Below are 12029 nucleotides of genomic sequence, written 5' to 3'. Positions count from 1 at the left end.
CCACTCAGCCGGAACGAGCCAGAAACTGATGTTACCCCAAAGCCCCAAGGGGCATTTTCAGTACCACACTCTGCGATTGATCCTTGGCGATCAGCTAAGCAGCCTGCATTCCTGGTTCAGCCAGCGTGATGACGGCGTGCTCTATCTCATCGCCGAGCTTAAGCAGGAAAACAGCTACGTCACCCACCATATCCAAAAGGTGTGCGCCTTTTTCGCGGCCATGGCAGATTTTGCAAAGTGTCTCAAGGCCGCTGGTCATGAGGTGCTGCACCTTACCCTGGACGACACCGCCGAGTTTGCCGATTTGCCCGGGCTGCTCACCCATGTGCTGCAACTTACAGGTGCAAGCCGCTTTGAGTATCAGCGTCCGGATGAATATCGGCTGCTTTCACAGCTTGGTGCCTTTGATGTGCCCGGGGTGCAGATTGCACTGGTGGATAGCGAGCACTTTTTGCTGCCATTCGATGAGATAGATACGCACTTCCCCAAAGGCAAACACATTCTGATGGAAAGCTTTTATCGGCGGATGCGAAAGCGCTTTAACATTCTGATGGATGGCGCCAAACCAATGGGTGGCCAGTGGAATTTTGATGCCAGTAACCGCAATAAGTTAAAAGCGGGTGATATGGCAGGCCTGCCGCAGCCCTTGTTGTTTGCTAATGATATCAGTGAGATAGTCTCGCGCCTGCAGCGTCATGGCATTGTTACTATCGGTCATCTTGAGCCCGGAGAGAAGCAAACCCTCAAGAACGCAGGCGAGGCTAGCGCCAGCGGCGACCTCTTTGCCCCATTAACTCAACCAGATCCTGAACTTGAGTCTGATATTGACAGTGCATCGCAGACCACAAAAAACACACTTCTGTGGCCCATCAATCGCGAGCAGAGTCTGGCACTGCTCGACCATTTTTGCCGTTACTGTCTGCCGCTGTTTGGCCGCTTCCAGGATGCGATGACGGCAAAGCACCCATCTGCCTGGAGCCTGTATCACAGCCGCTTATCCTTTTCGATAAACAGCAAACTGCTGCACCCGGCCGAGGTGATAGATGCCGCTATCAGCACCTACGAGGCCAGTTGCGTTCATGGAGCAAGCGGCGCTGTCGATATGGCGCAGGTAGAAGGCTTTATCCGGCAAATTCTTGGTTGGCGGGAATATGTGCGCGGCGTGTATTGGGCCAATATGCCGGATTATGCCGGCCTTAACGCCCTTGGCGCTCAAAACAGGTTGCCGGGCTATTTCTGGCATGGCAATACCCGCATGAACTGTATGCGCCATGCCATTGGGCAATCGCTGGATTACGCCTATGCCCACCATATTCAACGGCTGATGATCACAGGTAATTTTTGTCTGCTCACCGACATCGCCCCCAAACAGGTGGACGACTGGTACCTTGGCATCTATGTGGATGCCATCGAATGGGTGGAGATGCCCAACACCCGCGGCATGGCACTGTTTGCCGACGGCGGTATCGTGGGCACCAAACCCTACGCCGCCAGCGGCGCCTATATCAATAAGATGAGTGACTATTGCCAGAGCTGCCATTACGACATCAAGGCCAAAAGTGGCCCGGGTTCGTGCCCCTTCAACAGCCTGTACTGGCGCTTTATGAATAAACACGCTGAGCGCCTCAGTGCAAACCACCGTATCGGGATGATTTTCAGCAGCTGGTACAAGATGGAAGAGGCGCAGCGCGACGCGATTCTCACCACCGCCGAGCAGTATATTGCGGATTTGGAGTGTCTTTGATGAAGATTTTGATTGTGGGTGGCAGCGGCGGCATAGGGTACGCCATGGTTAAACAAGCCCTGGCAAGGTTTCCCGATGCCGAAGTACATGCCACTTACCATACTCCCCCAAACACAGAGTCGCTCTATGCCACCCTGTCACCCGATGGTGACATTGCCAGAGTCAACTGGCATCGACTCGATGCAACCGATGAGGGCGGGATAAAGGCGTTAAGCGAAAGCTTCGGGACTCTGGACTGGCTTATCAACTGCGTGGGCATGTTGCACACAGGCAGCAAAGGGCCGGAAAAATCCCTTTCGCAGTTTGATGGGGAGTTTTTCCTGCACAATGTGAAAGTGAATGCCTTGCCCACCTTGCTGCTCGCCAAACACTTCAGCGCAAAATTGAAGTTCAGTTCGGCTCCGAAAATGGCGGTGGTTTCAGCCAGGGTTGGCAGTATCAGTGATAACCGCCTGGGGGGCTGGTACAGTTACCGGGCATCCAAGGCGGCGCTGAATATGCTGATTAAAACCTTAGCGGTGGAGTGGCAACGCTGCCTCAAACAGGGCGTGGTACTGGCGCTGCATCCCGGCACCACCAAGACCCGCTTATCAGAGCCGTTTCAAGCCAATGTGCCCGAGGGAAAACTGTTTTTACCTGAGCGGGTAGCGGCTGATTTGATTGATATTATTGCGAGGGCTGAGGTTTGCGACAGTGGCAGCTTCCTTGCTTATGATGGTACAGCTATCCCTTGGTAAAGCGTTGCCCCGGTAAACGGCCTTCTTTCTGTACGTTATAGGCTATTTAAAGACTAGAGAAAGTCTTCAATAAACCAGGCGGCAAAGCCATGTCTGCCTACGACGCCGGCTTTTTTATAAATGGCAGAGGCCTGCTGGCGAATGGTCTTTTCGGCGGTGCCCCTCAGCAGGGCAATCTCTTTTAACGACAATCCTTTCAGCAGCAACATGCCCACTTCTTTTTCGCTGGGTGACAGCTCCCAGGCTTCAAACTGAACGGCCATCAAGTCCGCGAGGCGGTGGCGGGCTTCCAGCAGTGCCGCATTTGTGGGCAGGGCCTGATTGCGGGCTTCAAGCAATTCCTGCGACAACTCCTGTATTTGCCGTTTCTGGCGCTTGTAGCTCAGTGAAAACCAGCTCAGCAGCAGGCCTGCGAGCGTAAGCACTATGGTTTCCTCAATCAGGTGCATCATGGATACACCCTGCTTCAGGTCCATATAGATATCGCTGCCACTGGCAACAATCACGAGCAGCAGCACGACTAAGGTAATAGTGTCCCGGTTCAAGGGGCCTCCGGATTTAATCAGAAAACGGCTATGGGGCATATGTCCCAACACCATAAGTATCAGGCCTTTGCCCACTTCTGCGTAGCCTTGCACGCCTCATAATAGGGCTTATTCGGCATCAGGCCAATCGATGGGGGCGAAAGAGATGAATGGCAAAGTGTATGTTTGGGACTGGGTGGTACGGTGCTTTCACTGGCTTTTGGTTGCCGCCTTTCTTACCAGCTACCTCAGTGGAGATGAATGGGAAAGCCTGCATGTATACAGCGGTTACCTGATAATGGGGCTGTTGCTGGCTCGCATCCTGTGGGGCGTTATAGGCAGCAAGCATGCCAGGTTCAGCGACTTTGTGCGCTCACCGGCAGCTGCCATCACATACCTCAAGGGATTGATGGCGGGGAATGTGACGCACTACCGTGGTCATAATCCCGCCGGTGGACTCATGGTGATAGCCCTGCTGTTAAGCATTGCCATGACTGGATTTACCGGGCTTAAAACCTACGGCTTTGAAGGCAAGGGGCCGCTTGCCGTGGATTCCCGGGGGCAAGAGGTGTATCAGCCAGCCACTGTTGTCGATGATGGCTACGACCATGATAAAGACCACGACAAACAGGGCGGTAAAGAACACCCGGATGAAGAGTTCTGGGAAGAACTTCACGAGTTCTTTGTCAATTTCACCCTTTTGCTGGTGTTGGCGCATGTGGCTGGCGTGTATTTTTCATCCCGTGCCCACGGCGAAAATTTGGTCAAGGCTATGATCACCGGCTACAAGGATGAGTAAGACTGAACCGGGCTACCCGGTAAAGAAGGTGATCCATGGATGGTTTTGGCCTGTCAGTTTTTGACCCGGGTATACCTATGGACTAGCTTGTAGGCAGCCAACAAGAATACAGAGTCAAAGACATGCAAAGGTTTTCCATCGCGTTTCGCAGGTTGCTCGGATGGATGCTGGTCTTGAGCCTGTGGAGCTATGCCAGTCAGGTCTCTTCGGCGCAAATCACAGTGCGAATGGCGAGCTTTTCCGACAATACCCACGCGTTTTTTCATGAATTGCTGATAGAAGCCTTCAGATTGCAGGGCCATGAGCTGCAGATTATCAGTGCAGTCGATGTGCCCCAGACCCGCATCAATCTGATGCTGGAGTCTGGCAAGCTGGATGTGCACTGGTTTTTGCCGGGTGAGGCGCGAGACAGCCGTCTTCATCGGGTTCCAGTGGGCCTGACCAATGGATTGATTGGCAATCGAATTTTGTTTATTCCCCAGGGGCAGCAGTGGGTTTACGACAGGGTGAAAAACCTTGAGGATTTCCGTGCGCTCAATAAAGTCGCGGGCTTTGGTATAGGGTGGTTTGATGCGTCCGTGTGGCACCATAACCTGTTGCCAGTGACTGAGCTTAAAGGTGACTGGCGAGTGCTTTACAAGCAGGTGGCGAAAGGTAACCGTGGCGTTGACTACTTCAGCAGGGGCGTAAATGAAATAGTGACAGAAGCGCCCATCTACCCTGATCTGGAAGTGGAGAGGGGGCTTGTGCTGATTTACGATAGCGACTTTGTGTTTTACTTAAGCCCTCAATCTGCGCTGCAGGCCCCTATGACAAAGGCTTTAACCCAAGCCCGGGATTCAGGCTTGATTGAGCGGCTTATCCGCAAGCATTACGCTGACGTTTTTGACCGGTACCGTCTCAATGACAGGGTTCGCATCACGCTTGATACACCAAAGGGTAAGGATGCTGCAAATAACTAGTGTGCGTCTGTGTGCCACACCCGCGACACCTTTTTGATGTCCTGCGGAATAAATTTCCGTCAAACATTGTCGCTGCCCTGCCCGGAAAAAGAGTTGTTGGGTCAGGCAGTTCATCCGCAAAAACGCCCGGGGCCTTTGCTTTGCAAGCGGCGCTGAGTCCCTTGCAAACTGGCGAATCCACTGCATCAGACCTACCTTTAATCTGCTTTAACAGGAGCTGATATAAATGGAGGTCAAAGATGAAAACAGTAAAACTGATGGGCTTGTCGGCGGCGATGATTTACGGATTATCCGCCACCGCTGTGCTGGCCGAAGATTTTGATACCGAGGAATTCCCGCTGGTATTTCTTGAGATAAACACCACCAGTGCAGATAAGTACTTGCAGTACCACGGTAAGGCTCTCACCAAGATATCCTCGGGTGTTTACGAGGAGTACCGCTGGGGAGGTGTTTCTTGCGGCAGTCGGATATTGAATGATGATCAGGTTGCTGTGCTGCAAAGAGCCTTGGATAACCCGAATGTGAAGGTGGCATTCAGGTATCAGCCTGGCCAGGGAGAATTTACCAAGTGTGTGGTTGGTTTCTCTTTGGTTCGTAAAGGCTACACGGATTAGCATTCAAGCAGGCGTGCCCCGACGTATGGGGCCGTATCGCCGACGGCAGGGCGGCTTTGTTTACGGTTTCTTCTCTGCCCTACCTGCATTCATTCACGTTTCATTTCATCTGTTTTCCATTCTTTCTTGTTTTCTGTATATGCCCTACCTTTTCAATCGCATTGCTGCCAGAGCTTGCCGGTTATTTCGCCATGCTGTAGTGTGTCTTTAGCTCTATATTGCAAATTAAAACAATGGTTAAGGTGTTGCTTGTGTAATGCTTTTCCCACTGTGGCGTCAGTGGATTTGATGCGCGGCAGCAAGGGATTGCGGGCTTTTCTCCCATCCTTTCTTCCTCTGCAGAGTTTATCCAAGGCGTTGCCTTGAACCGGGTTTGGTTTGCCCGCGAGGGCGTTGGTTTGGATAGTCACTTTGCAAGTGACCAAAAGTCGTGGGTCTCCGACCCACACCCGGGGAAAGGGGGCCGTATCGACTGGCCCCCTTGTCCAATCCCCCTGCGACCCGCAACGAAGCGGAAGGCCCCTTGGTAGTGTGAGCGCATTTGGCTACACGAGAGACTCGCATCCTGCTCGACTCTCGCGCCTCGACATCCCTGTCTCGGCAACGCCATACGCTCAAACTCCCCGCGGCCGCTTCGAGCGGGATTGGTGTAACCCTCGGCAGACGGTGATAGCGGATTGAAAAATATACCTTACAAGGTGAGGCAAGCTTGCAAGCTAGGGTAACTTTGTATGATCGTATGAATAAAATGTTATGAGTTCTAGAAAGTATGAGCACTGTTGAAAATTGGGTGTCATTGCTAAAGCTTAGAGAGTCTGAACTTGATGGACTCGAATACAATACGCTCCAAGAAAAATATATTTTGCTACTTACCACTCGTATAAGTGAGCTTTGCCTCGATGCTGTTTTACTGCTAAATCAGAATCGAATTTCTAGCGCACCTGTGATTTTAAGAACAGCACTGGAGTCCTACGCAGACATGATTTCATGCATTGAAGACTCCGCCCATTGTGAAGATATGACCCAATCGCTTTATTGGCAGTTGCATGAGATTAGTAAGGGTGTCGACAAAGAAAGGTCTGACTATTACAAATCAATTGGTAAGTTCTTACCTGTCAACAAACGTTTTAGCAAAGCCGGCCTATCTGATTTATTTAATGGGTACTACAAGGCATTATCGCTGCATAGCCACGGTAATTTATCGTCCTTAATTGAGTTTCATTCTAAAGATAATAATGCTTATCTTGGGACAATCTCAGAAGACGATAAAACCATAATGTTTTTTGAGCAGGCTGTGAATTTGCTGGCGCTATGCTTGAGGGACACTTGGAAATTCTTCAATGTATCTCAGCAAGGAATTCAGCAAGCTCAAGCAATCATAGATCAAATCAACGAAACTCATATCAAGTCAATTCAGCCGACCACTGACACGTCGGCTGATTGATGCGTTAAAAAATATCGTACTGGCATAAAACGTCACTTGTAGATTGCACGCATCCAACCCCCCATCGAAGCCGCTTTGGGCGTTGGGCGGAGTGAAACGGGCAAGTCGAGGCATGGAAGCCGAGACAGAGACCGTCGAGCTGGGAGCGAGTCGGTCGCGGTGGCCGTTTTCAGCCCATAAGGCCAAAGTGTCCGGCTTTGTCTGGGGTCGCTGGGGGATTGGATAAGGGGGCAGTCAATACGGCCCCCTTTCCCCGGGTGTGGGTAGGAAACCCACGACCTTAAGTCGCTGGCAAAGCGACACTCTCAATAAAACCCGCAGGGTTTACACTGAAAAATTCCGCAGGATTTCACCTGCATCCAAGTTCGCAGATAGCAAAAAGGCCCGCGAGGGCCTTTAGAGTCATGCCATGCCGAGGACAGCATTAAAAAGGATGTTACCGATTCATCCCTGAATCATTCCGGCTTGGGAGGGACAAAGCCTTCGATTTCAACATCCTTGCCTTCGAACAGGAACAGCTGCATTTGCTCTTCGAGCAGCTTGCGATGGTCCATGTTCATCATGTTCAATTTTTTCTCGTTGATAAGCATGGTCTGCTTTTTCTGCCACTCGCCCCAGGCTTCTTTGCTGATGGTGTCGAAAATGCGCTTGCCGAGTTCGCCGGGGTAGAGCTGGAAATCCAGACCTTCGGCTTCTTTACCCAGATACACACACTGAACGGTACGGGCCATGTTTTACTCCTTGTGGGCGGCAGCGCTGCCGCCGGATTCTTGCTTAAGTTCGCTTACAAGGCTTGCCAGAATGCGCTCGGTGGCGGCGGCAAGCCCAAGATTTTCGCCTTGGAGGAGGTTATACCAGAGACTCAGGTTATCTTCCATGATAAGCGCCTCTGTCTGTGTGCTGCCAAGGCGCAGTTTGACCGGCTGAATGTCAAGATGGAAGTGGCTAAAGGTGTGGCGAAAGCCATCGAGCAGGGTGAGATTTTCTGAATCCAAACCATTGGCTTCGACAAAGGCATGAAGCGCCTGCCGGCTGTCAAACTGGGGGAAGCACCAGAGCCCGCCCCAAATGCCACTGGGTGGGCGCTTGATAAGCTTGACCGTGTCAGCTTGCTGCAAAATAAGCATCCAGCCTTCCCGGGCGGGAATGGTCTTTTTGGGCTTTTTACCGGGGAACTCGCCCTGACGGCCTGCAAGCTGAGCCTTGCAGTCGATGGCAACCGGGCACTCGCCACACTTGGGGCGGCTGCGGGTGCAGATATTGGCCCCCATATCCATCATGGCCTGATTGTACTTTTGTATGTCTTCCCTGGGCGTAAGCGCTTCGGTGAGCTGCCACAGGGCGGTATCGACCCGTTTCTCACCGGGCCAGCCTTCGATGGCGCCGTGGCGCGCCAGCACCCTTTTTAAATTGCCATCGAGAATGGGATGATGTTGCCCCAGAGATAATGACAGCACGGCACCCGCGGTGGAGCGGCCGATGCCGGGCAGTGCCAGCACGGCGTCGAAGTCGGTCGGGAATTCGCCGCCGTGGCTGTCGCGGATAATTTGCGCGGCCTTGTGCAGGTTACGGGCGCGGGCATAGTAGCCAAGGCCGGTCCAGTGGTGCAGCACTTCATCTTCATGGGCGTTGGCAAGGTCGTTCACCGTGGGGAAGCTTGCCATAAAGCGCTCGAAGTAGGGGATAACGGTAGCTACCTGGGTTTGCTGCAGCATGATTTCAGATACCCACACCTTATAGGGCGTCTTGTTTTGCTGCCATGGCAGGCTCTTGCGGCCGTGTTTGTCGTACCACAGGACGATACGCTGACCAAAAGGAATGCGGGCTGTTTGCTCGGGCATGGAGAGTGTGAACCAATCTGAAGCTGATGGCTCGGCAGTGTAACGGTGAGTGATGGCAGTCACAAGGGTTGGCGCCAAGTTGCGCCATGACGCTGGCAGCTTGGGCTGCGACTGGTATACTTTTTCAGCTTCGGGGCTTGCGCTCAAAGAATAACTTTGGATAATGCCCCTTCTTTTTGATTTGTCTGTTTTTACAAGCCTGCTTTTTGCGCCTGCGCGCAGCACAGTGGCGGGCCATGCGAGGCGAGAATGAGTGAAGTAACCACCGCAGAATTTAACGAGGATGGCGTTTATCTTCGCAAGGTACGCAGCTTTGTTCTGCGTGAAGGACGTCTTACTACCGGGCAGGCCAAGGCGCTGGAAAGCTTCTGGCCAACCATGGGTCTCGACTACAGCCCACAGGCGATTAATTTTACTGAAGTATTTGGCCGAGAAGCTGATACAGTGCTTGAAATTGGCTTCGGTATGGGCGCCTCTCTGGTGGAAATGGCCGCCAATGCCCCTGAGCTCAACTTTATTGGGGTTGAGGTACACAAGCCGGGTGTGGGCGCCTGTTTGGGTGAGGCCGGCAATGCCGGGATCTCCAACCTGAGGGTTTACCACCACGATGCGGTTGAAGTGCTGGAAAACGCCATTCCCGATGGCTCATTGGCGCGGGTGCAGCTGTTTTTCCCGGACCCATGGCACAAGAAGCGTCACCACAAGCGCCGCATAGTACAGCCGGAGTTTGTTGAGCTTTTGCGCCGCAAGCTCAAGATTGGTGGTGTGTTCCATATGGCCACCGACTGGGAAAACTACGCCGAGCATATGCTTGAGGTGATGAGTGCTGCACCGGGTTATAAGAATCAATCTGATACCCAAACCTATGTGCCACGCCCTGATCATCGCCCACTGACCAAGTTTGAAAACCGCGGTCAGCGCCTCGGTCACGGGGTGTGGGATCTGATGTTTGAGCGTGTTGAATAATTTTATCCATCCATGAAAGAGGAAATAACCATGGCCAAAAACCGTAGCCGTCGTCTTCGTAAAAAGCTGCGTGTGGACGAGTTTCAGGAACTGGGTTTCGATGTACGCTGGGTGTTTGATGACAGTGTTGCTGAGGCAGAAATTGATGCCCTGGTGGATAAGTTTATCGACGAAGTGATTGAGCCACGTAAGCTGGGCTTCCACGGCGGCGGACACAAGGATTGGGAAGGTATTATTGCCACCCAATCACTGGGTAAGTGCACCGATGAAGACCGTGCCGCTGTAAAGGCATTTCTTGAAGGCCAGAAAGTGGCCAAAGTGGAAGTATCCGACCTGTACGATCTGTGGTGGGATTAATCCATGCTGGAGCAGGCTCTGCTTGACGACCTGGTCGCCAAAGTTAGACCCTTGCTTGGACAGGGCAAGGTGGCGGATTACATTCCGGCCCTTGCCCGGGTCTCCCCCCATAAGTTGGGCATCGCGGTAACCACCATCGATGGTACCACCCTGGGAGCGGGCGACTGGCAAGAAGCCTTTTCCATTCAAAGTATTTCCAAAGTATTCAGCCTCACCGGCGCCATGATGCTCTATGAAGAGCGTGAGATTTGGTCGCGGGTGGGTAAAGAGCCCTCGGGCCACTCCTTTAACTCGCTGGTTCAGGTCGAACTTGAGCGGGGCATCCCACGCAACCCCTTTATCAACGCCGGCGCTCTGGTGATAGCCGATTTGTTGCAAAGCCGCCTGGGCGCGCCCAAACAGCGGATGCTCGAAATAGTGCGTATGCTGAGCCAAAACCACAAGGTCTGTTATGACAAGGTGGTGGCCGACTCTGAATACCAGCACAGCGCCCGTAATGCGGCCATCGCCTTTTTGATGAAGTCCTTCGGTAACTTCCATAACGATGTGGACAAGGTGCTGCGAAGCTATTTCCATTACTGCTCGCTCTCCATGAGCTGTGCCGATCTCTCCCGCGCCATGATTTATCTTGCCAATCAGGGAATAAGCCTTGATGGCAATGAGGTGGTATCGCCCACCCAAACCCGGCGCCTGAATGCGCTGCTGGCGACCTCCGGGCTTTACGATGGGGCAGGGGAGTTTGCTTACCGTGTGGGAATGCCGGGTAAAAGTGGCGTGGGCGGTGGCATTATTGCGGTGATCCCCGGTGATATGTCGGTATGTGTGTGGTCGCCGGCCCTCGATGCCAGTGGAAACAGCTTGGCGGGTACCCGCTTGCTTGAGCTGTTGGCTCAGGAGCTGGGGCGTTCAATCTTCTGATTTTTTTACCTTTTGATGTGCTTAATGAGTATGGCCTTTCTTATTTGAGGAAGGCCATTTCCTTATTTCAGTCATTCTTCTGTAACATCCCCACTCCTTTTTCACGCCTATTGGTGAAAAGCTTCACTTTTTGGTGATATCTCCTACTTTGAGCCCCGATGCTCTCCATGCAAAAGCAGCTGAATTTACACATTTCAGTAAGATTTCATTTTAAATTAATAAGTTAAAAAAGTTGGCACATCCTTCGCAATATCAAAACATATAAATCACGACGCAAGGATAAATGCGATGAAAACGAAAACCCTTATCACCGGCGTAGCCCTGGCCACCCTGATTGGCGTCACTGTCGCTGTACCTGCAAAAGCGCAGGGCATCAGCACCGACAACTGCGACGTTAACCTCAACTACGACATTTCGGTTGAGCCTAAAAAGCTGGTGTTGAGCCAGAAAGGTGATGAGTTCTATCGTTTCGAGCCCGGCAAACTCTTTGTGGAAGGCAAGGAAGTGAAACTCAATGCCGAGCAGCGTGCGCTGGTGGACAACTATGCCGATTCACTGGCAAACCAGGTGCCCGAATTTGTTGCCCTGGTAACCGATGCCATCACCCTTGCCAGCACCGCGGTAAATACAGCCCTTACACCGCTGCTGGGCGATGAGACCGGTGCCCGCGTGGCAGAGCTGATGGATAATGTGAACGAGCGACTCGGCGAAGTCATGCACAAGGATGGCGACAGCTATTACGTAGGCGTAACCGATGGTTCTATCGATGAAGTGTTCGACAAGGAGTTTGAACGTGAAATTGAAAACCTGGTGCAGGAGTCGGTTGGCACTCTGATGATTAAGCTCGGCACCGAGATCCTGTCTTCTGAAGGTGACAGCTTTGAAGCCAAGATGGAGGCCTTTGGCAAGAAAATGGAAGCCATGGGCGAACAGATTGAGCTGGAAATGGAGAGTCAGTCCAAGTCTCTCGAAGCGCGTGCCACAAAAGTATGCGACCAGTTTGAAACCTTGCTGGTACTGGAGTCTGAACTTCGCACCAAGGTGCCTGAGTTGTCTGAGCTTGAGATTTCTGACCGCAAAGAAGCCCAGCTTCGTGAGTAAGCAATACCCTGGCATTACTTTG

13 protein-coding genes are annotated in these 12029 nt (G+C 52.4%); 10 read left to right on the top strand and 3 right to left on the bottom strand.

The features are described from left to right. Positions 1-28 precede the first annotated feature (28 nt). Both JQC75_RS12955 and JQC75_RS12950 read left to right on the top strand, forming a co-directional pair. Positions 29-1744 (top strand): cryptochrome/photolyase family protein, encoded by a 1716-nt coding sequence (locus JQC75_RS12955; protein WP_203324490.1) that lies wholly within the window; start codon positions 29-31, stop codon positions 1742-1744. Beyond that, positions 1744-2481, top strand: a complete 738-nt coding sequence (locus tag JQC75_RS12950) for an SDR family oxidoreductase (RefSeq protein ID WP_203324489.1) — start codon at positions 1744-1746, stop codon at positions 2479-2481. The genes JQC75_RS12955 and JQC75_RS12950 overlap by 1 nt, the downstream gene beginning before the upstream one ends. A gap of 53 nt (positions 2482-2534) precedes the next feature. Here the strand turns inward: JQC75_RS12950 and JQC75_RS12945 are convergent, their stop codons facing one another. Then, entirely contained in the window at positions 2535-3026 is a 492-nt protein-coding gene (locus JQC75_RS12945) for a helix-turn-helix transcriptional regulator (RefSeq protein WP_203324488.1), read from the bottom strand. 145 nt (positions 3027-3171) lie between these two features. Here JQC75_RS12945 and JQC75_RS12940 point away from each other — a divergent pair, with 145 nt between their 5' ends. The 4 genes from JQC75_RS12940 (at position 3172) to JQC75_RS12925 (ending at position 6824) form a co-directional block, all read left to right on the top strand. Continuing rightward, positions 3172-3804 (top strand): cytochrome b/b6 domain-containing protein, encoded by a 633-nt coding sequence (locus tag JQC75_RS12940; RefSeq protein WP_203324487.1) that lies wholly within the window; start codon positions 3172-3174, stop codon positions 3802-3804. 122 nt (positions 3805-3926) lie between these two features. Then, positions 3927-4766, top strand: a complete 840-nt coding sequence (locus JQC75_RS12935; RefSeq protein WP_203324486.1) for a hypothetical protein — start codon at positions 3927-3929, stop codon at positions 4764-4766. A 239-nt stretch (positions 4767-5005) separates the two neighbouring features. Next, the gene (locus JQC75_RS12930; RefSeq protein WP_203324485.1) at positions 5006-5380 is read left to right on the top strand and encodes a hypothetical protein; all 375 of its coding nucleotides are present in this window, start codon (positions 5006-5008) and stop codon (positions 5378-5380) included. 769 nt (positions 5381-6149) lie between these two features. Then, on the top strand, positions 6150-6824 hold the full coding sequence (locus JQC75_RS12925; protein WP_203324484.1) for a DUF5677 domain-containing protein: 675 nt from the start codon (positions 6150-6152) through the stop codon (positions 6822-6824). Between the two features lie 455 nt (positions 6825-7279). On the opposite strand, the gene JQC75_RS12920 is transcribed toward JQC75_RS12925, so the two are convergent. Together JQC75_RS12920 and mutY are read right to left on the bottom strand one after the other, a co-directional pair. Next, on the bottom strand, positions 7280-7555 hold the full coding sequence (locus JQC75_RS12920) for an oxidative damage protection protein (RefSeq protein WP_203324483.1): 276 nt from the start codon (positions 7553-7555) through the stop codon (positions 7280-7282). Positions 7556-7558: 3 nt separating this feature from the next. Beyond that, positions 7559-8665: an A/G-specific adenine glycosylase gene (gene mutY / locus JQC75_RS12915; RefSeq protein WP_203327222.1), complete on the bottom strand. Its 1107-nt coding sequence runs from the start codon at positions 8663-8665 to the stop codon at positions 7559-7561. Between the two features lie 249 nt (positions 8666-8914). Here mutY and trmB point away from each other — a divergent pair, with 249 nt between their 5' ends. From trmB to JQC75_RS12895, 4 genes are all read left to right on the top strand, one after another. Then, positions 8915-9631, top strand: coding sequence for a tRNA (guanosine(46)-N7)-methyltransferase TrmB (trmB, locus tag JQC75_RS12910; RefSeq protein WP_203324482.1), 717 nt, complete (start codon positions 8915-8917; stop codon positions 9629-9631). A gap of 30 nt (positions 9632-9661) precedes the next feature. Beyond that, positions 9662-9988: a YggL family protein gene (locus tag JQC75_RS12905; RefSeq protein WP_011760598.1), complete on the top strand. Its 327-nt coding sequence runs from the start codon at positions 9662-9664 to the stop codon at positions 9986-9988. A gap of 3 nt (positions 9989-9991) precedes the next feature. Further along, entirely contained in the window at positions 9992-10906 is a 915-nt protein-coding gene (gene glsB / locus JQC75_RS12900) for a glutaminase B (protein WP_203324481.1), read from the top strand. A gap of 288 nt (positions 10907-11194) precedes the next feature. After that, entirely contained in the window at positions 11195-12007 is an 813-nt protein-coding gene (locus JQC75_RS12895; protein WP_203324480.1) for a YggN family protein, read from the top strand. Positions 12008-12029: the final 22 nt, after the last annotated feature.

It is taken from the genome of Shewanella litorisediminis, assembly GCF_016834455.1.
GTDB lineage: Bacteria > Pseudomonadota > Gammaproteobacteria > Enterobacterales > Shewanellaceae > Shewanella > Shewanella litorisediminis.
Note: the sequence above shows the minus strand (reverse complement) of the source record. Positions and strands in the feature narration are given on the sequence as shown.

What these genes read in the sequence shown, in the direction of transcription:
- JQC75_RS12950 (WP_203324489.1), top strand. Translation starts at nt 1,744, where the DNA reads ATGAAGATTTTGATTGTGGGTGGCAGCGGCGGCATAGGGTACGCCATG.
- JQC75_RS12940 (WP_203324487.1), top strand. Translation starts at nt 3,172, where the DNA reads ATGAATGGCAAAGTGTATGTTTGGGACTGGGTGGTACGGTGCTTTCAC.
- trmB (WP_203324482.1), top strand. Translation starts at nt 8,915, where the DNA reads ATGAGTGAAGTAACCACCGCAGAATTTAACGAGGATGGCGTTTATCTT.
- JQC75_RS12935 (WP_203324486.1), top strand. Translation starts at nt 3,927, where the DNA reads ATGCAAAGGTTTTCCATCGCGTTTCGCAGGTTGCTCGGATGGATGCTG.
- glsB (WP_203324481.1), top strand. Translation starts at nt 9,992, where the DNA reads ATGCTGGAGCAGGCTCTGCTTGACGACCTGGTCGCCAAAGTTAGACCC.
- JQC75_RS12895 (WP_203324480.1), top strand. Translation starts at nt 11,195, where the DNA reads ATGAAAACGAAAACCCTTATCACCGGCGTAGCCCTGGCCACCCTGATT.
- JQC75_RS12930 (WP_203324485.1), top strand. Translation starts at nt 5,006, where the DNA reads ATGAAAACAGTAAAACTGATGGGCTTGTCGGCGGCGATGATTTACGGA.
- JQC75_RS12955 (WP_203324490.1), top strand. Translation starts at nt 29, where the DNA reads ATGTTACCCCAAAGCCCCAAGGGGCATTTTCAGTACCACACTCTGCGA.
- JQC75_RS12925 (WP_203324484.1), top strand. Translation starts at nt 6,150, where the DNA reads ATGAGCACTGTTGAAAATTGGGTGTCATTGCTAAAGCTTAGAGAGTCT.
- JQC75_RS12920 (WP_203324483.1), bottom strand. Translation starts at nt 7,555, where the DNA reads ATGGCCCGTACCGTTCAGTGTGTGTATCTGGGTAAAGAAGCCGAAGGT.
- mutY (WP_203327222.1), bottom strand. Translation starts at nt 8,665, where the DNA reads ATGCCCGAGCAAACAGCCCGCATTCCTTTTGGTCAGCGTATCGTCCTG.
- JQC75_RS12905 (WP_011760598.1), top strand. Translation starts at nt 9,662, where the DNA reads ATGGCCAAAAACCGTAGCCGTCGTCTTCGTAAAAAGCTGCGTGTGGAC.